At 61.9% G+C, this 26,572-nt stretch carries 20 protein-coding genes; 3 read left to right on the top strand and 17 right to left on the bottom strand.

The genetic code is table 11. The features are described from left to right. Positions 1-42: 42 nt before the first annotated feature. The 8 genes from ABLV49_RS19875 to ABLV49_RS19840 all read right to left on the bottom strand — a co-directional run bounded on the left by ABLV49_RS19875 (position 43) and on the right by ABLV49_RS19840 (position 13,301). Positions 43-3,252 (bottom strand): type I restriction endonuclease subunit R, encoded by a 3,210-nt coding sequence (locus ABLV49_RS19875; protein ID WP_349279197.1) that lies wholly within the window; start codon positions 3,250-3,252, stop codon positions 43-45. Between the two features lie 118 nt (positions 3,253-3,370). Continuing rightward, positions 3,371-4,975, bottom strand: coding sequence for an RNA-binding domain-containing protein (locus ABLV49_RS19870; RefSeq protein ID WP_349279195.1), 1,605 nt, complete (start codon positions 4,973-4,975; stop codon positions 3,371-3,373). A 59-nt stretch (positions 4,976-5,034) separates the two neighbouring features. Further along, positions 5,035-5,709: an abortive infection family protein gene (locus tag ABLV49_RS19865; protein WP_349279193.1), complete on the bottom strand. Its 675-nt coding sequence runs from the start codon at positions 5,707-5,709 to the stop codon at positions 5,035-5,037. Beyond that, complete coding sequence (locus ABLV49_RS19860; protein ID WP_349279191.1) at positions 5,709-6,887, bottom strand: restriction endonuclease subunit S; 1,179 nt, start codon at positions 6,885-6,887, stop codon at positions 5,709-5,711. The genes ABLV49_RS19865 and ABLV49_RS19860 overlap by 1 nt, the downstream gene beginning before the upstream one ends. Then, positions 6,884-8,428: a type I restriction-modification system subunit M gene (locus ABLV49_RS19855; RefSeq protein ID WP_349279189.1), complete on the bottom strand. Its 1,545-nt coding sequence runs from the start codon at positions 8,426-8,428 to the stop codon at positions 6,884-6,886. The genes ABLV49_RS19860 and ABLV49_RS19855 overlap by 4 nt, the downstream gene beginning before the upstream one ends. Before the next feature lie 45 nt (positions 8,429-8,473). After that, positions 8,474-10,294, bottom strand: a complete 1,821-nt coding sequence (locus tag ABLV49_RS19850) for a DEAD/DEAH box helicase (protein ID WP_349279188.1) — start codon at positions 10,292-10,294, stop codon at positions 8,474-8,476. Positions 10,295-10,353: 59 nt separating this feature from the next. Beyond that, positions 10,354-12,192, bottom strand: coding sequence for a DEAD/DEAH box helicase (locus ABLV49_RS19845; RefSeq protein WP_349279186.1), 1,839 nt, complete (start codon positions 12,190-12,192; stop codon positions 10,354-10,356). A gap of 272 nt (positions 12,193-12,464) precedes the next feature. Next, positions 12,465-13,301 (bottom strand): hypothetical protein, encoded by an 837-nt coding sequence (locus ABLV49_RS19840; protein ID WP_349279184.1) that lies wholly within the window; start codon positions 13,299-13,301, stop codon positions 12,465-12,467. Between the two features lie 314 nt (positions 13,302-13,615). Here ABLV49_RS19840 and ABLV49_RS19835 point away from each other — a divergent pair, with 314 nt between their 5' ends. Further along, positions 13,616-14,041 carry a hypothetical protein gene (locus tag ABLV49_RS19835; RefSeq protein ID WP_349279182.1) on the top strand — a complete coding sequence of 142 codons (426 nt, stop codon included), beginning with the start codon at positions 13,616-13,618 and terminating at the stop codon, positions 14,039-14,041. 71 nt (positions 14,042-14,112) lie between these two features. On the opposite strand, the gene ABLV49_RS19830 is transcribed toward ABLV49_RS19835, so the two are convergent. From ABLV49_RS19830 to ABLV49_RS19815, 4 genes are all read right to left on the bottom strand, one after another. Continuing rightward, positions 14,113-14,433: a hypothetical protein gene (locus tag ABLV49_RS19830; protein WP_349279180.1), complete on the bottom strand. Its 321-nt coding sequence runs from the start codon at positions 14,431-14,433 to the stop codon at positions 14,113-14,115. Between the two features lie 123 nt (positions 14,434-14,556). Then, the gene (locus ABLV49_RS19825; RefSeq protein ID WP_349279179.1) at positions 14,557-15,753 is read right to left on the bottom strand and encodes an NnrS family protein; all 1,197 of its coding nucleotides are present in this window, start codon (positions 15,751-15,753) and stop codon (positions 14,557-14,559) included. A 35-nt stretch (positions 15,754-15,788) separates the two neighbouring features. After that, on the bottom strand, positions 15,789-16,082 hold the full coding sequence (locus tag ABLV49_RS19820; RefSeq protein ID WP_349279178.1) for a DUF2249 domain-containing protein: 294 nt from the start codon (positions 16,080-16,082) through the stop codon (positions 15,789-15,791). 188 nt (positions 16,083-16,270) lie between these two features. Then, a complete protein-coding gene (locus ABLV49_RS19815; RefSeq protein ID WP_349279176.1) occupies positions 16,271-16,747 on the bottom strand; it encodes an FKBP-type peptidyl-prolyl cis-trans isomerase in 477 nt (158 codons plus the stop codon). Between the two features lie 223 nt (positions 16,748-16,970). Here ABLV49_RS19815 and ypfH point away from each other — a divergent pair, with 223 nt between their 5' ends. Next, the gene (gene ypfH, locus ABLV49_RS19810; protein ID WP_349279174.1) at positions 16,971-17,609 is read left to right on the top strand and encodes an esterase; all 639 of its coding nucleotides are present in this window, start codon (positions 16,971-16,973) and stop codon (positions 17,607-17,609) included. 95 nt (positions 17,610-17,704) lie between these two features. On the opposite strand, the gene ABLV49_RS19805 is transcribed toward ypfH, so the two are convergent. Genes ABLV49_RS19805 through ABLV49_RS19795 form a run of 3 tightly spaced genes read right to left on the bottom strand, consistent with a single transcriptional unit; the run spans position 17,705 to position 19,849 of the window. Further along, complete coding sequence (locus tag ABLV49_RS19805; protein WP_349279173.1) at positions 17,705-18,394, bottom strand: SPOR domain-containing protein; 690 nt, start codon at positions 18,392-18,394, stop codon at positions 17,705-17,707. After that, the gene (locus ABLV49_RS19800) at positions 18,388-19,266 is read right to left on the bottom strand and encodes a biotin--[acetyl-CoA-carboxylase] ligase (RefSeq protein ID WP_349279171.1); all 879 of its coding nucleotides are present in this window, start codon (positions 19,264-19,266) and stop codon (positions 18,388-18,390) included. The genes ABLV49_RS19805 and ABLV49_RS19800 overlap by 7 nt, the downstream gene beginning before the upstream one ends. Positions 19,267-19,321: 55 nt before the next feature. Next, on the bottom strand, positions 19,322-19,849 hold the full coding sequence (locus ABLV49_RS19795; RefSeq protein ID WP_349279169.1) for an SET domain-containing protein: 528 nt from the start codon (positions 19,847-19,849) through the stop codon (positions 19,322-19,324). A 197-nt stretch (positions 19,850-20,046) separates the two neighbouring features. Here ABLV49_RS19795 and ABLV49_RS19790 point away from each other — a divergent pair, with 197 nt between their 5' ends. Continuing rightward, a complete protein-coding gene (locus tag ABLV49_RS19790) occupies positions 20,047-23,016 on the top strand; it encodes a DNA topoisomerase III (RefSeq protein ID WP_349279167.1) in 2,970 nt (989 codons plus the stop codon). 111 nt (positions 23,017-23,127) lie between these two features. On the opposite strand, the gene ABLV49_RS19785 is transcribed toward ABLV49_RS19790, so the two are convergent. Next, complete coding sequence (locus tag ABLV49_RS19785) at positions 23,128-24,147, bottom strand: FAD:protein FMN transferase (RefSeq protein ID WP_349279165.1); 1,020 nt, start codon at positions 24,145-24,147, stop codon at positions 23,128-23,130. Continuing rightward, entirely contained in the window at positions 24,144-26,381 is a 2,238-nt protein-coding gene (locus ABLV49_RS19780; RefSeq protein WP_349279164.1) for a 4Fe-4S binding protein, read from the bottom strand. The genes ABLV49_RS19785 and ABLV49_RS19780 overlap by 4 nt, the downstream gene beginning before the upstream one ends. Positions 26,382-26,572: the final 191 nt, after the last annotated feature.

Here is a 26,572-nt window from a genome sequence, read left to right as displayed (position 1 = left end):
TCAGCAGAAATGCCGTAAAAGTTCGATCCTCTTCAAAATCACTTAAACAATGCCCGTAAGCTCGTTCGCAATCATTTCCGCCTGTTTAAGTACCGTTTCAGTCGCGAGCAATTCCATGCTTGGCGGATAGCCAAATTGCCGCAAGGTACGCTTCACAATCACCTTGAGCTTAGCTCTGACGTTCTCTTTGATAGTCCAATCAATGGATGCGTTTTCGCGTACCCGCTGGGTTAACACCACAGCCAGTTCGCGTAACTTGTCTTGTTGCATCAGCTCACGGGCACTGTCGTTGTTTGCCACTGCGGTGTAGAACGCATACTCAAAGTCAGAAAGCCCCATGTGTTTGGCTTCATCATCGGCGGCGACGATTTCCTTGCTGACCTTGATCAACTCGTCCATCACCTCTGCAGCAGTCAGAATTTTGTTGTGGTACTTCTTGATAGCGGCCTCTAACATTTCCATCAGTGACCGGCTTTGCACCAGGTTGCGCTTTGCGCGGATTTTCAATTCGTCATTGAGGAGTTTCTTGAGCACCTCCAAAGCCACGTTTTTATGCTCGTAGCCTTTCAGTTCGGCCAAGAATTCATCAGACAAAATTGAAATGTCTGGTTTTTTTATGCCCGCCGCGTCAAACACGTCAATCACTTGTTCCGACACCAACGCTTGGTCGATCACCTGGCGAATGGTCGTTTCGATTTCTTCGTTGCTGCGCCCGCCCCCGACACTGTCGTACTTCACCAGCCGCGCCTTCACCGCTTGAAAGAAGCCCACCTCGTCCTTCACATCTATCGCCTGCTCATGCGGTATGGCAATGGCGAAGGCCTGTGAAAGCGCCGTGACCTCGTTGATATAACGCTTGCGACCGTCATCCAAGCCGAGGATATGTTCTTCCGCCGCGAGAATCAGCGACAGCTTCTGGGCGGTATCCGCTTTGAAATAGTGTTCATAGGCAAAGCCGTGATAAAGGGCCGATATCACCTCAAGCTTCTCCAGCATCAGGCCCACGGCCTGCTCCTGCAACAGGGTTGGATCACCCTTGCCGCCCGCATCGGAATAGAACGAAAGCGCCTCTTTGAGGTCCGCCGCGATTCCTAAATAATCCACCACCAAGCCGCCGGGCTTGTCTTTGTACACACGATTCACCCGCGCAATGGCTTGCATCAGGTTGTGCCCCTTCATGGGCTTGTCAATGTAAAGGGTGTGCATGCTCGGCGCATCGAAGCCGGTCAGCCACATGTCGCGCACGATCACCAGTTTGAGCGGGTCATCTTCAGCTTTCATGCGCTCGGCTAGCAACTTGCGCTGCTCCTTGGTGGTGTGGTGTTTGGCGAGCTTTGGTCCATCGCTCGATGCGGCAGTCATAACCACCTTGATGACGCCTTTGCCCAGTTCATCAGCATGCCAGTCGGGGCGCAACTTGATAATCTCTTCGTACAGATCGGCGGCAATACGACGCGACATGCTTACCACCATTGCCTTGCCTGCGAAGACCTCTTGCCGGACTTCAAAGTGACTGACGATGTCACGGGCAATATTTTTGATGCGCTGCTCACTGCCAATCAGCGCCTCCATCTTGGTCCACTTGGCTTTGGCTTTTTGTGTCTCGGTCAGCTCATCTTGCTCCAGCTCTTCGTCCAGTTCGGCAATCAGCTTCTTGCCCTCCTCGCTCAAACTCACTTTGGCCAGGCGGCTTTCGTAGTAAATACGCACTGTGGCACCATCCTCCACCGCTTGGGCAATGTCGTAGATGTCCACATAGTTGCCAAACACCGCTGGGGTGTTCACATCGGTCTTCTCAATGGGTGTGCCAGTGAAGCCCAGATAGGTGGCGCGTGGCAAAGCATCACGCAGATACTTGGCAAAGCCATAAACAACCTTCTTGCCTATCACCACGCCATCGGCGTTTTTCTCGTCCACCGTCTTGGCGGCAAAACCATATTGGGTGCGGTGGGCTTCATCGACGATCACCACGATGTTTGAACGATTGGAAAGCTGGTCGTAAACATTGCCCTCATCGGGCTGGAACTTCTGGATGGTTGAGAAAACCACGCCGCCCGCTGCCACCTTCAGCAGTGCCTTCAAGTGCTCGCGATCCTTGGCTTGCACTGGCTCCTGTCGCAACAACTGTTTGGAAGCGGCAAAGGTGTCAAAGAGCTGATCGTCCAGATCATTGCGGTCGGTAATTACCAGCACCGTCGGGTTGTCCAGCGCCAGCACGATCTTGCCGGTATAGAAAACCATGGAAAGCGACTTGCCCGACCCCTGGGTATGCCACACCACCCCCGCCTTCATGTCACCCTTGGGCTGGTCCGCAACACCTGGCAGTCCGTAGCTGGCCGGTTTTTCACGCACAGATAACGGCCCGCTCATGTCCGCCGCCCGCAAGGTGGAGGCTACCGCCGCGTTCACTGCGTAATACTGGTGATAGGCCGCCAGCTTCTTGATGGTGCTGATCGTGATCTGGCCCGTTTTTGGGTCTTCCTTGCTGCCCTTCTCGAAAACGATGAAGTGGCGCACCAAGTCCAGCAAAGTCTCTGGGTTCAACATACCGATGATCAGCGTTTCCAACTGGCTAACCAGATGAGACGCCTCCGCCTTGCCATCGGCGCTTTTCCAGGCCATGAAACGCGACAGACTCGCCGAAATGGAGCCTGCCTTGGCCTCTAGCCCGTCAGAGATCACTACCAAGGCGTTAGAGGTGAACAGGGTCGGTATGGCTTGCTTGTAGGTTTCAATCTGCTGATACGCCGCTTTAAGGGTGGCGTTTTCATCGACGGCGTTCTTCAGCTCGATCACCACCAGCGGGATGCCGTTGACAAACAGCACCAGGTCGGGTCGCTTGTTTTGGTGGTTTTCGATGACGGTGAACTGGTTGGCCACCACAAATTCATTGTTCGCAGGCCGGGCAAAGTCGATCAACCAAACCCGTTCGCCGCGCGTGTCACCGTCCTTTTGCAGGCTGACCGGCACCCCTTCGGTCAGCAGGCGATGGAAAGCTTCGTTACTGGCCAGCAGGTCAGGGGAGTGGGCTCGTTGCACTTCCTTGAGCGCCATCTCAACCACATCCCGTGGCAGCTTGTGGTTGATGCGCCCAGCGGCCTGGGCCAGCCGACCGAGCAACAACACCTCAGCGTAGCTGCTGCGCTCCGGGTTGTCGCTGTCGGGGGAGATGTCCGGGCCGTGCAGGTAGATGTAGCCCAGCCGTTCAAACAGCTTAATAGCAAAGGTTTCAATGGCGGATTCGGTGAGCATGCTGGTTATATCTCTTGTTTCGCTTCAATTCGTGACGGCTTAAAAAAATAGATGAGAGCGTAACTCATTGATTTTCATAGATTTTTTTGCATTAATTCATCAGATCTCTCATAAACTCTCATACAGGGTGATTGGTTACGAGAGCCCAGGACGGTTTTGTATCGCTACCTTGATTGACGATCTTCTGATGCCGCCTCAGCTCCGCAATCAGGTTGCCAACCTTGATCTTCCGTTGCCGCTCGTCCATCCAATCGGGCAGCTTGTTCCACAGTAATTCATCAATGTCCTTGCGTGCCAGCGAGCCGTGTTCTTTCACGGCCTTGCAAATCAGGTCCAGGTAATACTGCTTGTCAAACGCCCGGTTCTTGCTGTAGCGCGCCTTCTGGCCGGTTTGCTGTGCCAGTGACTTGGCAATGAAAAAATTCGGCTTTCGCCCTTCAATCAGCGTCTTGGCCTTTAGTAACTTCTCTTCATCCGCAGTCAGCGCCAGCCGCTTCTGCACCTTGTCCAAGGCCATGATGTCCTGCAACGCCAAGGCGCCATCGCTGGCCAGCATGCGGGCGTAGTCCATGTCCAACACCTTCCCTGTCAGCGTCAGCTGGACCCGGTTGCCTGAGAGGTCGTAGTCCGGCATCGGGAAAAAGCGCTGCCTCTGAAACAAAAATAGCTTGCGGATACCGCCGCCCGCCGTGTCCACCATCTTGAGGTTGAACATGGCGGTGGCAAGGAAGCGGTTGCGGTAATGTTCTTCGGGCGCATCTTCCATCACTACCCGGCGCACATCGCCAGGCACAAAGCTGCCTTTGTTGGTGAAGCTCAGGCTTTCTTCCCGCTCAATCACATTGATGCGCCCCGCCAGCGTGTAGTCCTGATGCGCAATGCAATTGTTCAGCGCCTCACGAATCGAATAAGGCGCATATTGGTCGATCTCATCCGGGAATAGGGTGCCTTCGCGGATGTAGCGATATTTGAGGTTGCGAATCTTGGCGTACACCTTGTCCACCGCCAGCAGCAGCGGCATGCCAAACAGGGCGTAGTCCCTGTCGTTGCCCAGATGGTCCTTCAGCAGCCAACGAATCTTGGCCTCTGCGGGCAGCAGGAAATGCTCAGCCTCTTCACGACCCAGCAGCAACAGTGCGGTGCGCGTGATCCGCCCCTTGATGGTCAGCTTGGCCTTGTTCAAGAAGGTCAAGTCGTCCCAGCCGTCCACTTCGGCAGCCTTATCCGGGAATTTGCTCTTGAAATTGCGCCGCGCAACCACCAAGGCTTCTTCATCCAGATCGACCAGGCTGGCGTTGGGCACGACAACTGCACTCCAGTCCTCCACCGTCGATTGCGCCCGGATGCGCTCGATCTCCTCCAGGTTCAGCGGTGACAGCGCTTCGCCATCGCGCCCGTAATAATGCCCGTCGTAAGCCACCGGCAAGCCTTTGGGTGCGGCAGGAATCTCCAGCAATAGCACCCGCCCTTGGGCGTGTGCCACCTCGTGAATTTCGATGAAGGTAATGCGGTTAGTGGTTTTGTTCGCGATCTCCTCTTTCAAACTGTCCAGATCCTTGCGCGCCAAACGAAAGTTGGAACCCACCACCTGCCGCTGGTCATTGACGCCAAACACCAGCCAAGCCGATGGATGATGTTTCAGGTTGGCTTCGTTGCACAACGCCGAGAAATATTTGCCGAGTTTGGTGAAGTCGTAGCCGTTCTTGGCTTCCTTGAACTCCACCACCTCGTTTTCGGCCGACATGGCAAGAAGGGTCAGCAGTTTTGCATGGGTATCCAGACTCATGCATCCTCTCCTGCAGGCTCTTCGTCGGATTCAATAAAGGCTTTGTATTCGGCTTGATAGGCCTGCATGTCCACATTGAACAGGATTTCACTGGCCGGATAAGAATATTGGCCCATGGTGAACTCGCCGAAAGATTCATCCCAGAAGTTGTTGAAATCTTCGTGATCGTCGTATTCTGGGGGTGCTTCAACAGTGCCCACTACAGGTACGGCAGCATGAGTCTGCCGCTCCTCAAACGCACGAATCAGGAACACGGCGACGACCAGGGTGCTGTCGATCAAGAAATCTCGAGTGAGTAAATCGACTTTATCGTTCCTATCCTTCAACTCCTCCAATGACTTCCCATGCGAAGTCGGGCTGATTTCGTTTCTCAAATTGCCGATATATTGGCCAATATTTGCCAGCGAACCCGATACTTGAGTTACCAACTCATCCGCCGTATAGCCCAACGCAACAAAGGCCTGCTTCAGCACGGCATTAATACTTGGCTTCTTTCCTAGTTCAACGCTCTTCGTATCGCAGATTTCCTTACAAATACTTTCCAGTAAAGCTTTTGCGTTTTCAACCGCGATGCTGAAGTCGGTTTCGAGGTGGGCTTCCATGCGATCCACATACATGTCAAGCGGTTGCCATCGGCTGTACTTGGCGAGCGTAATCCTGAGCTTTTCCATCAGTAGGCCACCCGCACTTCGCCATTCATCAACTTGGGCAGTAGGGTGTCGCGCAGCTTTTCCAGCGTTTTGCGTTGTCGGGCAATCGCGATCTGCTTGTCCAACAGTGGTTGCATCTGCTTTGACATGGTTTCAAGAACCGATGGTGGTGGAACCAGCACCATCGCCGCATCCAGGTCGCCGCGTTTGATGTGTCCCATGGTGGTTGCGTGGCTGGCAGCGACTGCGATGAATTCGGCGAGATGGTGCTTGCACCACCTCAGGTAGAACCATTTGGGGAACTCGTCCGATGTGACCTTAAACAGGTGCTGATTCAATACGCATTTTTCGCCATCCCAGACCTTGACCATCAAGGACGCGGACCAGGCAAAAATCACATCACCGGCTTCGACGATGTAACGGGGTTTGACTTGATTTGTGGCCCAGTCTGCGGTTTCAGAAATGCCGCTGCTCAGCTCGCGAATTTTGAGAACAGGCAGCTTTTCCAGATCATTGGTTGGTGGATATTTCTGGCATGCCAAACCATTCAAAAAATTGGCAATGCCGCTCAGCGGTCGTTCGTTCCAGCCTTCTTGCACGTCTTCCACAAACCACTGACGGAACAGCGTTTCGGCCATGGCTTCGAGGGTTTTGTTCTGGCGGTGCAGCAGGTCAAGTTTGTCGTCGAGGCTGCCAAGGAGAATGGCGATAGCTTTTTGCTCAAAGAAAGACGGCAACGTAATGCTCATTCTCCGCTGATCAGCCAAATTGACGTAATCGGCCATATCGGTCTGGCCTTTTAAGCCCTCAACTTGCCCGAGAAATTCATTGCCGTGCATCCAGTAATAAACGAACAGAGGAAATATCTCATCCTGTTTCAGGCTTCGCCAAAAACAAAGTTGTGGCGAGTAAATAAATTTCTCGGTTTTTTCAGTTACAAAACCAAATCGCCCGACAGTGCCTTTTGACGTAAAAACCGTATCGCCGGACCTACTGGCCTTTTCACCAACAATCTCTGCATAGTGACTAGGCAAGCAGTCTGCACCGGAGAACTGAAAACCATTGTTTATGTTGCCCGCACGAGCAAATGGAAACCCACTTGCAACCAGTTCATCATTCTTTGCCCGGTAACCATCGCCAATTTTTAAAACGCCGGCATCTATTAACTTTCCAGTGGAAGTTTCTAACCAGCCACTCATACCTTTACCCTCTTGAGATTCTCAGCAATAGCCTTGTTTAGCGTGACCTCCTCCACCAACTGAGCCTCAAACTCCGCCTTTAGCGAAGCAAAGCGTTCAGTAAAATCGAAATCGTCCTCTTCGTCAGGCAGGCCCACGTAGCGCCCTGGCGTCAGCACGTAATCCAGTTCCGCCACCCGCGCCAAAGGCACTGATGCGCAAAAACCCTTTTCGTCCACATATTCGCTCTCACCCGTACGCCAGGCGTGATAAACGTCGGCAACCTTCTGGATGTCGTCATGGCTCAGCTCGCGGGTGCGGCGGTTGATAAGGTGGCCCAGGTTACGGGCGTCAATGAACAAAATCTCGCCCTTGCGCGGGTGGCCGTTGCTGCGGGCGCGGTTCATGAACCACAGGCCCGCCGGGATTTGCGTGTTCAGGAACAGCTTGGCGGGCAGGTTAACGATGCAGTCGATCAGATTGCCATCCGCCACGAGCGCCTTTCGGATGTCGCCTTCGCCGCTGCTCTTGCTGGTGAGTGCGCCTTTGGCCAGCACCACACCGGCACGGCCATTGGGGGCCAGATGGTGGTTGAAATGCTGCAACCAGGCAAAGTTGGCGTTGCCGGTTGGCGGCACGCCGTATTGCCAGCGGCCATCCTTGCGTAGCAACTCACCGCTCCAGTCGCTCACATTGAAGGGCGGGTTCGCAATGATGAAGTCGGCTTTGACATCCTTGTGCGCATCGTTGAGGAAAGAGCCTTCGTTGTTCCACTTCACTTGGCTAGCGTCAATGCCGCGAATGGCCAGGTTCATCTTGGCCAGCCGCCAGGTGGTCTGGTTGCTTTCCTGCCCGTAGATGGAAATGTCGTTAACACGGCCCTGGTGTTCGGTAACGAATTTTTCCGATTGCACGAACATGCCGCCGGAGCCACAGCAGGGGTCGAACACCCGGCCTTTGTAGGGCTCCAGCATGACCACCAGCAGCTCAACGATGGAGCGTGGCGTATAGAACTGCCCGCCCTGCTTGCCTTCGGCCAGCGCAAACTCGCCCAGAAAATATTCAAAGACATGGCCCAACACATCCGCACTACGGGCTTTGGCGTCGCCCAGGGCAATATTTCCCACCAAGTCAATCAAGCCGCCCAAGCTGGCGGGGTCAAGGTTTTGCCGCGCAAAAACCTTGGGTAATACGCCCTTGAGAGAGGGGTTTTCCTTTTCGATGGCATCCATAGCCCCGTCCACATGGCTACCAACGTCAGGTTGCTTGGCCTTACCCAGAAGGAATGACCAGCGCGCTTGTGGCGGCACAAAAAAAACGTTTTCAGCCTTGTACTCGTCTTTGTCTTCGGGGTCGGCCCCGGCATAGTCGCCTGCGCCGCCTTGCAGCTTGGTAAACAGTTCCTCGAAGGAATCGGAGATGTATTTCAGGAAGATAAGCCCAAGCACTACATGCTTGTATTCGGCAGCATCAATGTTTTTTCGCAGTTTGTCAGCAGCTTTCCATAGCTGTTTTTCCAGTGGTTCTTCTTTTAAAGCTGTGGTCGAAGGGGGGCGGGCCATGAGGTTCTTTCTTTCTTGACTATTGGGGGACTTTACGCGATGAATTCAGTGCAACCTCCGCCCGAATCCTCCCTCCCCACTCGCCGTAATCACCAGCCTCTGCGTAGCCCGCGTCGCCCCCACATAAAACAGCCGCGCCTCCTCCCGCTCATCCTCGCCCGCCGCTGGCATGCGTCCCACGCCCACCAGCGCCACCACGGGAAACTCCAGCCCCTTGCTGGCGTGCATCGTCAGCACCTTGATCGTGTCGTCGTTGGGGTGAAAGCTGCCTGTGCCCTGGCGCACCTCGTGCGGCAGCTTCCAGCGGCCCAGCGCCTGCGCGCAGGCATCCATCTCGTCGTAGCGCCGGCAAATCACCGCCATGTCGCCCCAGGCGTGGCCTTCCTGGTGGGCCGCGCTCAGCAGCGTCGCCACCTTGGCCGCCTCGTCGCGCAGGCTGGGCAGGCGGATGATCAGCGGCGCCGGCCCGTCGCGCCCGCAACTGATCGGCTTGACCAGCGGAATGCCGTCGTCGCCCTTGTCGTCGGCCGTCAACAGGTCGGCGGCGATCAGGCTGGCCACCTGCAAAATCTGCCGGGTGTTGCGGTAGTTGATTTTCAAAATCGTCGTGCGGCCCTGCGCCTGGATGCCCACACTTTTAAAACTGAACTGCTTGCTGCGGCTGCGCTCGTAAATGCTCTGCGCGTCGTCGTACAGCACCAAGAGGCTGTGCGTGGCCGGGTCCACCATCTGCGTCACCAGCCGGAGCCATTCGGGTTGAAAGTCGTGGCCCTCGTCGATCAGTACGGCCCGGTACTGGCCGGCCGGAATGTGCCCACGGTCCACGCCGTAGATCACGCGTAGCACCATCTCGTCCATCTTCTGCGCCACGGTCAAATGCTGCGCGGGCAAGTCCTGCCCGAACGCCACCAGTTGCTCGCGGCACCATTTGTGAAAATGCCGCGCATGCACCTGGCTTGAGAGCCCCTTGGCATCCATCATCGCCGCCAGCTTGACGGCCAGCGGCTCGTTGTAGCAAAGAATCAACACCGGCTTGCTGGCGTCGGTGGCCGCTTTGGCCAGGTATTCGGCGCGGTAGCCCAGGATCATCGTCTTGCCCGAGCCGGCCACGCCGTGAATCACCCGGTGGCCCTCGCCCAGGCTGCGCGCGAGCTGCTCTTGCTGCAAATCCATCACGCGCAGGATGCCGGGAATGTCGGCCTCAAGGTCGTTGTCGTCAAACAGGGCGCCTTGCGTCTGCACGCGCACCTGCGGAAACATGTTCCAGCGCACCCGGTCGAGCTGCGGCAGCGTCATCAGGCCGCCGCCAAAGCTGTGGGGAAACATGTTCCAGAGCCGCTGCTGAAATTCTTCCGGCTCGGCGGTTTCCAGCATTTCGTCTTGGCAGATCACGTAATGCGGCTCAATGGCTTCGCCCAGCCCGGCGGCGTCGAACTGCTTGCGCGTGATGCGCGTGAAGACCACGCCGTGGCCCCACGGAAAAGCCAGCTTGCCTTGGTGCCGGCCTTCGGCCTGCACGAGTTGCGGGTCGCGCTCTAGGGCGTTGACCACCTGAATCGCGCAAAACCGGGCTTGTGCCAGCGGGCTCATCACGACCTTGATGCGGCCATCTACCAAAATGTCCCACGCCTGCCGCGTGGCCTGCTGGATGGTTTCCAGCTTCCAGTCCTTGGTTTCGAGGATCAAGAGGCCGCGCCGGGGATGCAGCAGCACGAAGTCGGGATGCGACTGCTTGGGGCCGACCGGCACGTCGTACCAGAGCAGATAGTCGTCGTCGAGCTTTTGCTCCAGCCGCTCGGCCAGTCGGCGCTCGCCGCTGGTCATGCGCGGCAGGCAAGTGTTGAGTGAAGGAATAAGAATCGCCATCCGGGCATCGCTCTTTCGTTGATATTGTTATGAAGGTATGCCGGAAGGGAAACCGGACTTCAGGCGGGCTGGGGTTCAGAAATCAGTTGCCACCCAAACTTGCCATCGCCACTCACGGCGATCACCAGCCTTTGCGTAGCCCGAGTCGCCCCCACATAAAACAGCCGCGCCTCCTCCCCCTCGTCCTCGCCCTCCGCAGGCATCTGCCCCACGCCCATCAGCGCGACCACTGCAAACTCCAGTCCCTTGCTGGCGTGCATCGTCAGCACCTTGATCGTGTCTTCGCTGGGGTGAAAGCTGCCTGAGCCTCGGCGCACCTGGTGCGGCAGCTTCCAGCGGCTCAGCGCCTGGGCGCAGTCGTCCATCTCGTCGTAGCGCCGGCAAATCACGGCCATGTCGCCCCAGGCGTGGCCTTCGTGATGCGCGGCGTTGAGCAGTTCGGCAATCTTGATCGCCTCGGCGCGCCGGTTCGGCAGGCGAAAGATCAGCGGCGCCTGGCCGTCGCGCCCGCCGCTGATCGGCTTGAGCCGTGGAATGCCGTCGTCGTCCCGGTCGGCAGCCAGCAGCAGGCCGCCGGCAACCAGGCTGGCGGTCTGCAGAATCTGCCGGGTGTTGCGGTAGTTGATCTTCAAAATCGTCGTGCGGCCCTGCGCCTGGATGCCGACGCTCTTGAAACTGAAGTGCCGGGTAAGGCTGCGTTCATAAATGCTTTGCGCGTCGTCATACAGCAGCAGCAGATTTTTGGTCGCCGGGTCCACCATCTGCGTCGCCAGCCTCAGCCATTCGGGCGCGAAGTCGTGGCCTTCGTCGATCAGCACGGCCTGGTACTGGCCGCTCGGAATCTGCTGGCTGTCCACGCCGTGAATCACGCGCAGCACCATCTCGTCCATCTTGGCGAACACCGGCATGTCGCGCGCGGGCAGTTCCTGGCCATGCGCCACCAGCTGGTCGCGGCACCATTTGTGAAAATGCAGCGCCTGCACCTTGCCCGACAGGCCCTTGGCGTCCATCACGCTCGCCAGCTTCACGGCCAGCGCCTCGTTGTAGCAAAGGATCAGGATCGGCTTGCTGGCGGCGGTGTGCGACTGGGCCAGGTATTCGGCGCGGTAGCCCAGGATCATCGTCTTGCCGGACCCGGCCACGCCGTGAATCACGCGGTGGCCGTCGCCCAGGCTGCGCGCCAGCTGCTCCTGCTGCAGGTCGAGCATGCGCAGGATGTCGGGGAATTCGGCATCTAGGTCGTTGTCGTTGAACAGCGCGCCTTGGGTTTGCACGCGCACCTGCGGAAACATGTTCCAGCGCACCCGGTCGAGCTGCTGCGTCGACATGTGACTGCTGCCAAACGAATGCGCAAACATGGCCCACAGCCGCTGCTGGAAGGCTTCGGCGCTGGCGCTTTCGAGCATTTCGTCCTGGCAAATCACGTAATGCGGCTCAATCGCCTCGCCCAGCCCGGCGGCGTTGAACTGCTGGCGCGTGATGTGGGTAAAAACCACGCCGTAGCCCCACGCAAAGGCCAGCTTGCCCTGGTGGCGGCCTTCGGCCTGCACCAGCTGTGGGTCGCGCTCCAGGGCGTTGACGACCTGGATGGCGCAAAACCGGGCCTGCGCCAGCGGGTTCATGACCACCTTGAGGCGCCGGCCCACCACAATGTCCCAGGCCTGCCGGGTGGCCTGCCGGATGGTCTCCAGCTTCCATTCCTTGGTTTCCAGGATCAACAGGCCGTGCCGGGGGTGCATCAGCACAAAGTCGGGGTGCGACTGCTTGGGGCCGACCGGCACGTCGTACCAGAGCAAACAGTCGTGGTCGAGCTGTTGCTCCAGCCGCTCGGCCAGCCGGCGCTCGCCGGAAGTCATGCGCGGCAGGCAGCTGCCAATTGCAGGGATGAGTTTTGCCATCAGAAAGTTACACGCTTAAACATTTTGTGACGCATATCATGCGCCAAAAAGGCGTGGCTTGACTGAATGACGGGTGGCTCGCGCTGGCTGAAAAACCAGCGCGCGGCGTGGTTTGGCGACTTGGGATGCGGTCAGCAATAACTTCCCTGCGTCATACCCGCGAAGGCGGGTATCCAGACTCGTTTGAGCATTTCAGCCCGTGTTGCTGGATTCCCGCCTTCGCGGGAATGACGGATAGGAAATTATTCTTTGCCAGATCCTTGGGGGAAGGGTCAGGCCGCTGCCGGAGCGGCGGCGGTTCTGTCGGACTCGGGGCTGTCGTTGAACTCTTTGATGGTCGCTGATGTCAGGGTGACATTGCGCTGGAGTTCGGCCAGGAGCTTGAATTCTTTCTGGATGGCTTTTTCGAGGGTTTGCAGCTCAATGACCTGCTTTTCCAGTGCCGGCAGTTGCGTGGCTTGTGCCGGCTGGGCGGCGGCGGGCCGGGCTTTGGGGTCTTGAAGTGACGCGGCCGTCGTGGCGGCGTTGCGCTTGAGCGTGGCATTTTCCTGCTCCAGCGCCTGCACCCGGGCTTCGAGCGCCGGCTCCCTGCTTGCCGCCACGGGCGCCTGCGGCGCCTTTTTGGCCAGGTCCAGGGCTTCGCGCAGTTTGGCGGCCTGCAGTTTCAGTTCCTGGTGCTCGGTGGCTGCGAGCTGCTGCTTTTGCTCGATGGAGCGAAAGTATTCCTTGGCCTGCGCCTGCTCGGCCTGGGCGTCGGACCTGGCCTTGGCGGCGTCGGCGCGTGCGGCCCTTTCCTGGTCTTGCAGCGTGGCCAGCTGGGCCTGCAGCGCGGACAGCTGCGATGCGCTTTCGGCCGCCGGGGCGGCTTCTTTTTTGCTGCGGGCGGTCTGCAGCTTCAGGTCTTCGTAGTTCTTGACCGCCGCCTGGCGTTCCTGTTCGAGCTGGCTGACGCGCTCTTTGGCCTGCGCCAGTTCGGCCTGCGCCTCGGGCCTGACCTGCGGGGCTGGCGCTGGCGCCGGGGTGCGGCCCCGCGTTAACAGCCAGCACAGCACGAAGCCTGCGACAAGTCCGGCTACAGCGATCAATACGGTAAAAATTGGGGAGTCCATATGCGTGCTTTGTCTGGTTGGAATCAAAAAACTACCAGCATTATTTGCCATAAACCGCCGTTCGTCCTCACGACTTGTTGCAAAAATAACTCAGACACACTTGTAAAGCACGAAGAAGCCTGCGTTTCAAGCGTGCGGGCTCGTTGATGCGCTGCTGTTTTTTTGCCCAATCGCCAGATTCAGCCGTTGCGTTGCGGGCACATCTGGTAACGGGCAGACATGCTTTGTGCATGAACCGACATACTGGCATTACCTGTCGCGCGTTGAATGGACGCTGCCCGGTTGTTTGTCCTCGCGGGTATAAGGAACGTCTTATGAAAACGCTTTTACTGCTTTTTACCGCTGCCGGCCTGACGGGCTGCGCCGTGTACCCTGCGCCCGCCTATGAACCTTATGGCGGCGTCGCGGCCCCGCCTTATGTGGTCGAGCAGCCGGTGTACATCTATGGCGGCGGCGGGGGCTACTCTCGCCCTTACCCGTACGGCTATAACCGGCCACCGCCTCCGGTCGTCATCAGGCCGCACCGGCCACCGCCGCCGGTCGTCGTCGTGCCGAACCGGCCGTTCCACCCCGGCGCGCATCAGCCGCGTCCGGGCCGTGGCAACGGCGACCGGGACCGTGACGGCATTCCGAATCGCCGCGACTACGACGGCGTTCGACCCCCCACCGAACGCGACCGGGATGGTGATGGCGTTCCCAACCGGCTGGACCGCCAGCCCAACAATCCGGCGCAAAGGTAGGGCGTCGCGCTGCGCGGCGACAGGCGGGAGCGGTTACGGGCAAGGCCGGCCGCTCGAACAGCCCGAATGGCTCAAATAAGCTTTTTGTCCTTGAGGTATCTGGACAGCCCGCAATAACCGTCTTTTTTCAGCAGATCTTTTTCAACGGCCGCAGGCAGCTTTTTTTCCTTGAAGGCGGATGTCCAGGTCGAGCCTTGCGTCTCCCGCACGAAGTCAATGGCGTGTTCGAACTTGTCCACGTTTTGTTTGCAGACCAGTTCTTCCCTGGCTTTTTGCGCGACCTGTTCGGAAGCGTCCTCGGCCTTGGCCGCCAGGGCATTCCCCGACAGAACCGCCAGCAGGGCAAGGGCCAGTGAATGGAAATGACGTGAAGGTGGGGTTGAGCAGGTCATGGCGACGATTAGCACAATTGATGCCAGGCGCCGCGCCCGAAAACAGGAATTCAGGCATAAAAACAGTGCTTTGCGCAATGTTGACGGGCGCTGGTAGCTATTAAAAACAGAGCAATTGCAGTATTAGCCCGGTTTGCCGTCAGCCCGAACGCGCGTCAGCACCGGCCAGTAGCCCACCGCATACAGCGCAAAGCCGCCCGACCACAGCGCAGCGGACCCGATCACGGCATTCACCAGCTGCGCCGGCGCCAGCAGCGGCACGAACACGCGGATCAGCGCCGCCGCCAGTACCAGCAGGTAGCAGGCCACTTCGGTGCGGCCCGCCTTGAGCGGCCGGCCGGTGTGGCCCAGCGCGGTGCGCGTCATCATGCCGATGATCAGTCCGCCAATGGCGCCCACCGTCAGCGCATGGATGGCGATGGACGGCGCGACCCAGCCCATTTCGGCCAGGCCGCGCAGCGCCAGATGCACCGGAATCCAGAAATAGGCCACATGCAGCACCCAGACCAGCGGCGTGCGGCGGGTTTTCCACGGCTGCCACAGCGCCCACCGGGCCAGGTGCGCGGCTGCGGAGAACCCGGCCAGCAAGGCCAGTGGCAAGCCGTGCAGCGGCAGCACATCGGCCAGCAGCAGCGCCAGGCTGGAGCCGAGCGCGGCTTTTTCCAGCCAGCCGCGCTTGATTGCCCCGGCGCCCGGAATGCTGTTGGTGAACATCGGAATCACCCGCCCGCCCATCACCGCCATGATGAACAGCACGCCGTCGAGCGCCACCTGGATGCCGATCCAGCCGGGCAGCTGCGTCACGCCCAACTGCGCCAGGTGAACGCCCAGCACGGCAGCGGCCATCAGTAGCAGCAGGCCGATGAAAAAATAGTTGCGCTGGTTGCGCGCGGCAATGAAGGGAATCGCCAGCCCGACGGCGGCGGCCAGCGGAAAAGCCACGTTGGCGATGGCGGCGGCCCAGCCGAAGGGCGTCAGCACCAGCACCCGCCCGGCGACCCAGAGCGCGGCCAGCGCCATCAGCGGCGCGCCGGTCGGCGTCGGTCGGCCCGACCAGTTGCGCCCGGCGGTGAACAAAAAGCCCACCACGACGGCCAGCGTGAAGCCGAACAGCATTTCGTGCGCATGCCACATCGGCCCGGCCAGGTAGGGCTGGCCCAGCCAGCCGGCAAACTGCAGCGCCCACAGGCCAATCGACAGCGCGGCAAACACGCTGGCCAGCAGGTAAAACGGGCGAAAACCGAGTTCCCACAGCGCAAAGCCGGGCGGCGGCGCGATCGGGATCGCTGACGGGTTCTTGATCTGGATGGGTTGTGACATCAGGACTTCTTTCGGGTAGGCCAAGCGCCCGGGGTTCAGGCGCCGCCGCCACAGCCGCCGCAGCAACCGCCGCTGCCGTGGCCGGACTTCTTCAGCCGGGTGATGGCGATGCGCCAGGTGGCCGGGCCTTGCTCCAGATAGGCCCAGGAAAACTGGCCCGGCAGCTCGAACTGGAATTGGGCCTGCAGGGGCTTGGGATCGTGGTCGCTGATCAATTCCATGGTTTCGTCCGGGCCGAGCAGCTTGAAGGCCGCAAAGATCATGGAATGGCGATCAGGCGGCGCAATCTTGCGGACATCCATCGTCAGGTAGGCATCGCAAACGGTCATGGGAACTCCAGTTGAAAAGGCAGGGCGGAAGGGGTGTTTAAAAGATGCATTTATAATACACCTATTCGGCCGCCAGCAGTCCTGCCTGACCTTGACCAGGCGCAAGCCAGAGGAGAAATGCCCGGTTTCAGCCGGCCCGGGCGTGCCGCTTCAGAAGGCTTTCGCCTTCTTGGCCTGAAGCGGGTGGCTCAATGATGGTGGCCGTGCTCGCCATGCACATGCTGGTGCGCGATTTCTTCCTCGGAGGCCAGGCGCACGTCGGTCACCTTCAGCGTAAAGCGCAGCGCCTTGCCGGCCAATGGATGGTTGGCGTCCAGGATCACGGTGTTGCCCTTGATCTTGGCGACGTTGAAGACCTGCTTGCGGCCATCGCTGCCCTGGCCTTCGAGTTGCCCGCCGACCTTCACGCCGGGCGGAAACTGGCTGCGCGGAATGGTCCGCACCAGGTCTTCATCGCGCAGGCCAAAGGCGTCTTCGGGCGGCAAGGCCAGCGTGGTCTGGTAGCCGGCTTCCTGGCCTTCGAGCGCTTCCTCAATCTTGGGCAGGGTGTTGCCGTAGCCGCCATGCAGGTAAACCATGGGCTCCTTGCTGTCCTCGATCAGCTTGCCCTGGGCATCGGATACCTTGAAGCGCAGGGTGACGGCGGTGTTTTTTTCAATTTTCATGGCTAGTGTTCTCTGGAGGAAGGGGCCGGGCGACATCGGCCGGCAGCCCGTTGCGGGTGAATGATCTTAGCAACGATGGCCCGCCCCCGCCGCGCCCGCGCGGCGACCCGCTGCGTCGCGCAGGCATCCGGGAATCCGGACTACACGCAAGGGCAGCCGCTGGCGCCATAGTGGGAAAGCCTGGACAATCCATTGCTGTTTTTAACTTCACGCCCATCCGCCCATGTCCACCCTGCCGATGAATCCGCCCGCTGTTGCTTCCATCGAACTGCTGTCCGGCGCCGCCAGCCCCAGGCCTTTGTTCGTGCTGCTGCACGATGCTGGCGGCTCGGCGCTGGACATGCTGGAGTTGGGTAGCCGGCTGGGCGATGCCTTTGCCGAATCGGCGGTGCTGATTCCCGAAGGGCTGACCGGGCCGGTCAAGGCGGGCGACAACGACGGCGCGCTGGCAGGGCAGGTCAATGCTCTGGCCGATTTTCTGCGCCTGCAGCAGCAGCGCTTTGGCGTCCTGCAGTCCGACACCGCGCTGGCCGGCTTTGGCGCCGGCGCCACCCTGGCGCTGGCGCTCAGCGATGCGCACGATGGCCTGGTCGGCCGGGTGCTGGCCTTTGGCGGCTGCTACGCCGTCTGGCCCGCGAAGGCGCCGGCACTCACCACGCTGCATCTGCTGCACGGGCAAAACGACGCGGTGGTGCCGGTGGCCCGCACCCGCCAGGACTTTGCGCACTTGATGGAACTCGGTGCCGACGCCACCCTGGACGTGGCCAGCACGCTGGGGCATGAGTTGCATCCGGCGCTGATGGACCAGGCGGTCACGCGGCTGCAGACCTGCGTGCCGCTGCGCTTCTGGAAAACGCTGTAGGGTTGCGGAGTCAAGAATTCAGATAAAAAATGCATTTTGCGCAAGATACGCTTGCGCTTGCAGCTATAAAAACAGGAGCAAGATCGGCCAACCTGCTACGCGCAGGCCTGCAGCGCCTTGCCCGCCAGCTGGGGCTTGAGCGCATCGAGCCAGGTGCGCATGGCCGCATCGGCCGCCGGCACCTTCAGCCACAGGCTGGGCAGTTCGGGCCGCTCCAGCGTCACCCGGGCGCTGCGCAGGCCGCGCTCGTTCATCTGGTCCAGGGCTTTCTCGGCCTCGGCTTTGGAGGCAAAGCTGCCCAGCGACAGGCCGGGATTGAGCACCGGACTGACCGGCGGCTCGAAGGCCAGGTCAAGCTGCTTGAGCATGAGGCGCTTGCGGTTCATGGCTTCCTTGCTGATGTATTTGCCCATGTAGATGATCCAGCGCACCGAGTCGCCGCTGCTGTCAAACGACCAGCTGCCCTCGGGCAGGCCGCCCTGCAGGCGCGGGCGCAGGGCGCGGGCCTGCTGTTCGGTGAACACGCCGACCTGCAGGCATTGGGTGTCGGAAGGAGGCTCCTCCGTGATCGCTGCTGTGCGAGCGGCGTGAACGGGCGGCTTGTCCACGGGCGGGGCCGTGCGCGGCTGGATCAGCTGCATGGCTTCGGGCCGGATCTGCTGCGCCAGCCGCTCGGGTTCGGCCTGACGCGCTGGCGCCCAGCCATAGGCCGCCAGCAGGCCCTGCCCCCAGGCGAAATAAGCCGCATTGGCCAGCAGCAGGCCCAGGACCAGCGCTCTCAGCACGGCGGTGTGCCTCCCGCCACGGGCCGCACGCTGACTTCGGAGCTGCTCACTTCCACCATGCCGCCCGCCGTATGCACCAGCAGGGCGCCGTTCTCGGCAACGCCGTGGGCCGTGCCCCGGGTGCCGTCCGACAGCTGCACCTCGCGGCCGGACAGCACATCGCGCAGCCCGAAGCGTGCCTGGAACGGCTCGAAGCCGAACTGCTCGAAGGCCTGCACCGCCTGCACCAGCGCCGGAACGATGCGCAGCAGCGCTTCGGCCGCGTCGATGCCGCTGTCCAGCTCCTGCAGGCCGCCGGGCGCCACGGCGGCCAGGGGCGTGTCGGCAGAGTCCGCCAGCGCCACCGGCCGGATATTGACGCCCACGCCGATGACCACGTAACGCAGGCCGTCCCAGCTGGCGGTTTCGACCAGGATGCCGGCCAGCTTGCGCTCGCCCTGCGGCGTGGACAGCCACAGGTCATTCGGCCATTTCAGGCCGATGCGCGGCTTGCCGGCATGGCGCGCCTGGCCGGCTTCGGGCGGCTCCAGGCTTTCGGCCACGCTGATGCCGACGGCCAGCGACAGGCCCGACCAGTCCGCCGGCTGCAGCGGCAGGCCCAGCGAAAACATCAGGCTGTCGCCGCGCCGGCCTTGCCAGCTGCGGCCCAGCCGCCCGCGTCCGGCGCTTTGCTGCTCGGCCACCAGCAGCAGCGGCTCGCGTTGCGGCGGCATGCCGGGGCCGCCCTTGAAGCGGCGCATCAGCTCGCTGTTGGTCGAGTCGATCTCGGGCAGCACCTCGACCGTGAAGCCGGGCAAGAGGGGTGCCACGGCTTCCCAGATGGCTTCGGCGGGCCAGCGGATGGGCGGCAGCAGGGACGGTGAAGAGGTCATGGGGGTTTCCGGCGAAAAACAGGGTTGAAACAGGGGGGAAGCCGGCATGACGGATTCAGTCTTTGCGGCTTTTGTTCTTTTTGCTTTTGGTTTTGGGTGCCAGCAGTGTGCCCCGGCACTGCGGCGCGCCGCACCAGCAGGGGTAATCGGCCAGCAGCTTGGCGGTGTAGCGGGCGTCGATGATCAGGCCGTAGTCGTAGAACAGCTCTTCGCCGGCCGCGATGTTGCGCAGCGCCTTGATGAACACGCGCCCGCCGGTTTCGTCGGCCTCGCAGTTCGGCTGGCAGCTGTGGTTGATCCAGCGCGACGAGTTGCCGCCGAACTTGGCGTCGATCACATGGTGTTCGTCGATGTGAAAGTAAAACGTGTGGTTGGGCTGCGCCGGGTCGTGCGGATGGCGGCGCAGCGCCTCCGGCCAGCTGATGACCTCGCCCGTGTATTCGATCAGCGTTTCGCCTTCGGCCAGGTCTTGCAATGCAAACACGCCCTTGCCGTGAACGCCCGAGCGGCGGGTCTGGATGCGGCGCTTGTCGCTGCCGGCCACAGGCGGCGCAGGGGAGGCAGAGACCTGTTTTTTGGACACGGCGGTTTTTTTGGTATGGTTAATTCATGTGTGTGCGTGCGCACCAGCGCGCATGCATGCGCGGGAAAGCGGTATTGTAGTGACGAGCCTTGGGCCTTTGCTGACAGCCGCTTGTCCAGCATCAGGGATAGAAAAAAGCCGCTTTGGCGCAAGGCGGGGACAGCGTTCCCCGAAGATGAAAAGTCAGAAAAGTATTTATGAAAACACTGGTAATTGCCGAAAAACCATCGGTCGCGCAAGACATCGTGCGCGCCCTCACGCCCACGGCGGGCAAGTTCGACAAGCACGACGAGTACTTTGAAAGCGAAGACTGGGTGGTCACTTCGGCGGTCGGCCATCTGGTGGAAATCCAGGCCCCCGAAGAGTTCGACGTGAAACGCGGCAAGTGGAGTTTTGCCAATTTGCCGGTGATTCCGCCGTACTTCGATCTGAAGCCGATGGACAAGACCAAGACGCGGCTCAACGCCATCGTCAAGCTGACCAAGCGCAAAGACGTAGGCGCGCTGGTCAACGCCTGCGACGCGGGCCGCGAGGGCGAGCTGATCTTCCGGCTGATCCAGCAATACGCCAAGAGCAAACACCCGGTCAAACGGCTGTGGCTGCAGTCGATGACGCCGGCCGCCATCCGCGACGGCTTTGCCGCGCTGCGCAGCGACGCGCAGATGCTGCCGCTGGCCGACGCGGCGCGCTGCCGCTCCGAGGCTGACTGGCTGGTCGGCATCAACGGCACGCGCGCCATGACGGCCTTCAATTCGCGCGACGGCGGCTTCTTCTTGACCACCGTCGGCCGGGTGCAGACGCCGACGCTGTCGGTGGTCGTCGAGCGCGAGGAAAAAATCCGCAAGTTCGTCAGCCGCGACTACTGGGAAATCCACGCCCTGTTTTCGGCCGAAGCCGGCGAATACCCGGGCAAATGGTTTGATCCGAAGTGGAAGCGGGCGGCGGCCAATGCAGACAATGCCGAGCCTGACCCCGAGCTGAAATCCGACCGGCTCTGGACCGAGCGCGAGGCGCGCGAGATTGCCGACGCGGTGCGCGGCCAGACCGCCACGGTGACCGAGGAATCCAAGCCCACCACGCAGGCGCCGGGGCTGCTGTTCGACCTGACCTCCTTGCAGCGTGAGGCCAACGGCAAGTTCGGCTTTTCGGCCAAGACCACGCTGTCGATTGCGCAAAGCCTGTACGAGCGCCACAAGGCGCTGACCTACCCGCGCACCGACTCGCGCGCGCTGCCCGAGGACTATGTGCCGGTGGTCAGGCAGACCTTCGAGATGCTGGCCCAGAGCGGCATGAGCCACCTGGCGCCGCATGCGGCGACGGCCCTCAAGGGCAACTACATCAAGCCGACCAAGCGCATCTTCGACAACGCCAAGGTCAGTGACCACTTCGCCATCATCCCGACGCTGCAGGCGCCCAGCGGCCTGAGCGAGGCCGAGCAAAAGGTCTATGACCTGGTGGTGCGCCGCTTCATGGCGGTGTTTTTCCCGAACGCCGAATACCTGGTGACGACGCGGATTTCGGTGTCGGTCGGGCACAGCTTCAAGACCGAGGGCAAGGTGCTGGTCAAGCCGGGCTGGCTGGCGATCTACGGCAAGGAAGCCGCTGCCGAAGTAGCTGAGGCGAAAGAAGGCGACAAGGGCCAGAGCCTCGTGCCAGTCAAGCCCGGCGAGCGCGTCGGCGTCGAGGCCGCCGATGCCAAGGCCCTGAAAACCCGCGCGCCCGCCCGCTACAGCGAAGCCACGCTGCTCGGCGCGATGGAAGGCGCGGGCAAGACGATTGACGACGACGAGCTGCGCGAAGCCATGCAGGAAAAAGGCCTGGGCACGCCGGCCACCCGCGCCGCGACGATTGAAGGCCTGATCGCCGAAAAATACATGCTGCGCGAAGGCCGCGAGCTGATTCCGACGGCCAAGGCCTTCCAGCTCATGACGCTGCTGCGCGGCCTGGATGTGCAGGAGTTGTCCAAGGCCGAGTTGACCGGCGAGTGGGAGTTCAAGCTCGCGCAGATGGAACACGGCAAGCTCAGCCGCGAGACTTTCATGGCCGAGATCGCCGCCATGACGAAAAACCTGGTCGCCAAGGCCAAGGGCTACAGCCGCGACAGCGTGCCCGGCGACTACGCGACGCTGCAGGCGCGCTGCCCGAACTGCGGCGGCGTGATCAAGGAAAACTACCGCCGCTATACCTGCACCGGCGCCACTGGCGATGGCGAAGGCTGCGGTTTCAGCTTTGGCAAGACGCCGGCCGGCCGGACCTTCGAGCTAGCGGAAGTCGAGCAGTTCTTGCGCGACAAGAAAATCGGGCCGCTCGAAGGTTTTCGCTCCAAGGCGGGCTGGCCGTTCACCGCCGAGATGGTCATCAAGTTCGACGAGGAAGCGAAGAACTACAAGCTCGAATTCGATTTTGGCGACGACAAGAAGGAAGATAGCGGCGAGATCGTCGATTTTGGCGACCAGCCCTCGCTGGGCGTGTGCCCCAAGTGCGCCGGCGCCGTGTACGAACTGGGCAAGAATTACGTCTGCGAAAAGTCCGTGCCCACGCTGGACCAGCCGACGCCGAGCTGCGACTTCAAGACCGGCCAGGTGATCCTGCAGCAGCCCATCGAGCGCGAGCAGATGGGCAAACTGCTGGCCACCGGCAAGACCGACCTGCTCGACAAGTTCGTCTCGATGCGCACGCGCCGCGCCTTCAAGGCCATGCTGGTTTGGGACGCGGAAGCGGGCAAGGTGAATTTTGAATTCGCCCCGTCCAAGTTCCCGCCCAAGCCGGGCGCGGCGCCCAGGGCCGGCGCCGGCACGGTGAAGACGCCGTTTGGCAAGACCGTGGCGGTCAAATCTGCGGCACCAGCGGCAAAGAAAGCTGCAGTCAAGAAAGTGGCCGCCAAAAAATCAGCCGCCGCCAGCGACAAGCCCAAGGCCGTTCGCAAGGCGGCCGCGCCCGGCGCCGGCCTCAAGCCCAGCGACGCGCTGGCCGCCGTGATCGGCACCGAGTCGGTGGCGCGTCCACAGGTCATCAAGAAGCTGTGGGACTATATCAAGGACCAGAACCTGCAGGACCCGGCCAACAAGCGCGCCATCAACGCCGACGCCAAGCTGCTGCCGGTGTTCGGCAAGCCGCAGGTGACGATGTTCGAGCTGGCAGGCATCGTGGGCAAGCATTTGAGCTGAGGCTTGGCCGGAAGCGGGAAGCTATATTTTTGATAGCTGCCTGCGCAGGTGGGGTGTGCGCAAGTGCGGATTTTGATGCTCAAACTACGGGCAAACCCGCTGCGACCCGCCTCAAGCCGCCTGCAACTGCAAACCCTTTGTCGCCTGCCAGCGGCCGCGCTTGTCCACCACCAGCACATCGACCTGCCACTGCCGCGCCAGGCGCAGCGCGCCTTCAAATCCGGCGACGAACATCACCTTGGTCAGCGCGTCGGCCAGGGCGCAACTGGGCGCGGCGACGGTGACGCTGGCGAGTTCGGCGGGTGAGTAGCCGGTGTGCGGGTCGAAGATGTGGTGGTGGCGCTTGTCCGCGCTGAAGCTGCATTCGTTGTCGGCCGAGGTAGCGACGCTGCGGCCGTCCAGCGCCAGCCGGGCCAGCAGCGCCGGCTCGTGGCGCGGGTCGGCCAGCCCCAGCAGCCACGGGCGCGTGGCTTGCGGGTTGCCCAGCGCGGTCCATTCGCCGGTGTTGATCAGGGCGTGCCGGATGCCGCGCGCCTGTAGCCCGGCGCGCACCCGGTCGGCCGCAAAGCCCTGGGCGATGCCGTTCAGGGTCACGCCCATGCCGCGCTGGCGCAGGCGGATTTCGCTGCCTGAGATGGCGAGTTGCTGCCAGCCCACGGCCGCCCGCGTCTTCGCCACGTCAGCCGGCGACGGCAGTGTCCCCGAACGCGCGGCCGCCTCGAACACCGCCCACAGCGGCTGCACGGTGGCGTCGAAAGCCCCCTGGCTGCGCGCCGACACCGATTGCGCCAGTTCCAGCACCGCCACGAGGTCGGGATGCGGCTGGCGCAGCACGCCGTCCCGGTTGAGCCGCACCAGCGCGCTGTTGGGGTTGAACAGGCTCATCTGGTCTTCGATGTGGCGGATGGTGGCAACGGCCGCGTCCAGCGCGGCTTCGGCCTGCGCGGCGTCGGCATGCGTGACCTTGAGCGACAGCGTGGTGCCAAAGCCGAGCAGGGCGCGCTCACGCCATTGCAGCGCAGCCGCGTCGCCCGCCAGCCCGGCCATGCCGGCCATGCCGGCCAGGGCGGCGCCCAGCGGCAAGGTGGCGCCCAGGCCCAGGCTGGACTGCAGGAAGGTACGGCGTTTCATGGCGTGGCTCCTTCATGGCGTTTGCCCGCGTCGCCGTGGCGCACCACGGTGATCGGGATGTGAACACGGGGCTTCGGCGGCGCAGGTGGCTGCTGCTGGCGGTTTTTCAGGATCAGCGGCACGCACAGGTCTTCGTTGCTGTAGATCGCCACGCAGTCCAGGCACTGGAAGCATTCGTCGTAGTCGATCTGGCCCGGTTTTTCAATCGCCTGGTAGGCGCAGGCGCTGCGGCAGCGCTGGCAGGGCTGGCCGCATTCGGCGCGCCGCGTGAGCCAGTCAAAGCGGCGCAGCCGGCCCAGCACCGCCATGCCCGCGCCCAGCGGGCACAGGTAGCGGCAGTAGCTCTTGTAGAAAAAGGCGCTCATCACGATCAGGGCGACGGCCCACAGCACGAAGGGCCAGGCGCGGTTGAACCCCAGCGTGATGCTGGTCTTGAACGGCTCGACCTCGACCAGCCGGTCGGCCCACGGCACGGAAACGCAGGCCACGCCCAGAATCACGGCCAGTACCACGAACTTGAGCTTTTTGAGCTGCGCGTCCACGCGGTCCGGCACCTTGCGCTGGCGCAGGCCGAGCGCGCCGGCCAGCTTGCCCACCAGTTCCTGCAGCGCGCCGAACGGGCACAGCCAGCCGCAGAACGTGCCCCGGCCCCAGGCGACGGACGCCACGGCCACCGCGCCCCACAGGACGACCGTCATCGGGTCGTACATGAAAAAATCCAGGCTGCGCCCGGCCAGCAAGGCCTGCACCAGCGCCGTGAGGTTGACCACCGAGAGCTGGCCCTGCGCGTACCAGCCGATGAACAGCAGCGTGAACAGCAGGTAGCCGGTGCGGAAATACGCCAGCCGCGCCGGGCTGCGCGACACCCAGGCCGGCCGGGCCAGCGCCCAGGCCAGCAGCCCCAGCCCGGCCAGCAGCAGCGCCAGCTCGCCGCTGCGCTCGCGCCAGGTCGCATGCCAGGTCTTGTTGTCGGCATGCGCCGCCTCGAAATAGGCCTCGGGCAGCGCCGCGCTGAAGGCAAAGTCGCGGCTGACCTGCTCGGGGTAGATCTGGCCCTTGCTGCGCGTGATGCGCAGCTTGAAGTTCAGCGCCTGCGCCGGGTCCAGCCCGGCCGGCGCGTTGATGCGCAGCACGCGCCACTCGGCGCCCTGCAGCGCGGGCGGGAGTTTGAGCGTGGCGTCCAGGTCGAGGTCGCGGATTTCCATCGGCAGGCTCTCCTGCTGCAGCGTCAGCCGGTCGGGTATCGCGCCCCGGACAAAATCCTCGCCGACGAACGAATAGCGGCCGCTGCCGATCACCAGCAGCGCATGGTCGCCCGGCTCCAGGCGGCGCTGCAGATAGGCCCAGCCCTGCGGCGTGAGCAGGTTGCGGCCCACGGACGGCACGCTCAGGTAGGCGACGTGCAGGTCGATGAAAGGCTGGTCGGGCGCGCGGCGGTCTTCGGCGTCCTGGCCTTCGCCCACGCTGCCCTTGAAGGCCTGCTCGATGTCGCCGTTGCTGAAGCGCTTGGCGGTGATGAGGCCCGCCTGGGTCAGCGCATCCCAGTCCATCGCCGCGAACACGTCGGGCCGGACGCGGGCGATCAGGTCGGGGTCGCGGCCCTTGGCGTAGCCCATCCTGGCCCGCGCCACCTTGAGCGAGGCCGACAGCAGGCTCTGGTTCAGGATGCGCACCGAAGCCGTCGCCTTGGCCACGCCGTCGATGTACACGTTGGCGCTGCCGGCTTTGGCGCTGTTGTTGCTGGTGTTGCCGCCGTTGCCGATCTTGATGTTCTGCGTCAGCGACAGGCCCTTGTACTGGCGCACGAAGTCGAGCATCGGCCCCTCGCCCAGTCCGTCGAGAAACACCGGCTCGTGCTGCGAGAGCACGCGCACGTCCATGAACGCGCCCCTGGCGTCGAGCGCGACCAGCAAATTGAACGGCGTGCCGGAAAATCCGGGAATCGGCGCCAGGTCGATGGACTCGAACACGTAGGCGACCACCGGCGTCGCCGTGCCGTCCTGCTTCAAAATCGGCCAGACGGGCAGTTCGCGCTCTTTCTCGCCGACGATCAAGGGCGCGGGAAAAGCCTTGAGCATCGCCTCGCGCGTCATCACGCCGGCCTGCGCCGGCAGCAAGCCCGGCAGCAGGAACAGCATCAGCAGCGTCAGCAACACGGGCAGAACCCTGCGCATAACCGGGTCTGGCCCGCTGGCCCGCCCGTCGTCCGTCCAGGCGTGCTTGCCTGAGGTCATTCGGCTGTCTCCTGGTGTACGCTTTTTATAGAGTGCCTGCGGCCTGTCCCGGCGCGGCAGGTCTGCCTTCGGTATTCGAGGCGACCGGCTCATCTTTGTGCAAAACGCATGCCATTCGCGCCGTCAGGGGCATGCGCCGTGAAACCGGCAACGGCTCCATCGAAAGGCCGGCCAAGTGCTGAATCCCTGAA

The sequence above is a fragment of the Polaromonas hydrogenivorans genome (genome assembly GCF_040105105.1).
In the GTDB taxonomy this organism is placed as follows: Bacteria; Pseudomonadota; Gammaproteobacteria; order Burkholderiales; family Burkholderiaceae_C; genus Polaromonas; species Polaromonas hydrogenivorans.
This window is presented reverse-complemented; position numbering and strand designations above follow the sequence as displayed.

Coding starts and splice junctions, on each gene's coding strand:
- ABLV49_RS19875 (WP_349279197.1), bottom strand. CDS start 3,252: ATGCTCACCGAATCCGCCATTGAAACCTTTGCTATTAAGCTGTTTGAA.
- ABLV49_RS19865 (WP_349279193.1), bottom strand. CDS start 5,709: ATGGAAAAGCTCAGGATTACGCTCGCCAAGTACAGCCGATGGCAACCG.
- ABLV49_RS19860 (WP_349279191.1), bottom strand. CDS start 6,887: ATGAGTGGCTGGTTAGAAACTTCCACTGGAAAGTTAATAGATGCCGGC.
- ABLV49_RS19855 (WP_349279189.1), bottom strand. CDS start 8,428: ATGGCCCGCCCCCCTTCGACCACAGCTTTAAAAGAAGAACCACTGGAA.
- ABLV49_RS19850 (WP_349279188.1), bottom strand. CDS start 10,294: ATGGCGATTCTTATTCCTTCACTCAACACTTGCCTGCCGCGCATGACC.
- ABLV49_RS19845 (WP_349279186.1), bottom strand. CDS start 12,192: ATGGCAAAACTCATCCCTGCAATTGGCAGCTGCCTGCCGCGCATGACT.
- ABLV49_RS19840 (WP_349279184.1), bottom strand. CDS start 13,301: ATGGACTCCCCAATTTTTACCGTATTGATCGCTGTAGCCGGACTTGTC.
- ABLV49_RS19835 (WP_349279182.1), top strand. CDS start 13,616: ATGAAAACGCTTTTACTGCTTTTTACCGCTGCCGGCCTGACGGGCTGC.
- ABLV49_RS19830 (WP_349279180.1), bottom strand. CDS start 14,433: ATGACCTGCTCAACCCCACCTTCACGTCATTTCCATTCACTGGCCCTT.
- ABLV49_RS19825 (WP_349279179.1), bottom strand. CDS start 15,753: ATGTCACAACCCATCCAGATCAAGAACCCGTCAGCGATCCCGATCGCG.
- ABLV49_RS19820 (WP_349279178.1), bottom strand. CDS start 16,082: ATGACCGTTTGCGATGCCTACCTGACGATGGATGTCCGCAAGATTGCG.
- ABLV49_RS19815 (WP_349279176.1), bottom strand. CDS start 16,747: ATGAAAATTGAAAAAAACACCGCCGTCACCCTGCGCTTCAAGGTATCC.
- ypfH (WP_349279174.1), top strand. CDS start 16,971: ATGTCCACCCTGCCGATGAATCCGCCCGCTGTTGCTTCCATCGAACTG.
- ABLV49_RS19800 (WP_349279171.1), bottom strand. CDS start 19,266: ATGACCTCTTCACCGTCCCTGCTGCCGCCCATCCGCTGGCCCGCCGAA.
- ABLV49_RS19790 (WP_349279167.1), top strand. CDS start 20,047: ATGAAAACACTGGTAATTGCCGAAAAACCATCGGTCGCGCAAGACATC.
- ABLV49_RS19785 (WP_349279165.1), bottom strand. CDS start 24,147: ATGAAACGCCGTACCTTCCTGCAGTCCAGCCTGGGCCTGGGCGCCACC.
- ABLV49_RS19780 (WP_349279164.1), bottom strand. CDS start 26,381: ATGACCTCAGGCAAGCACGCCTGGACGGACGACGGGCGGGCCAGCGGG.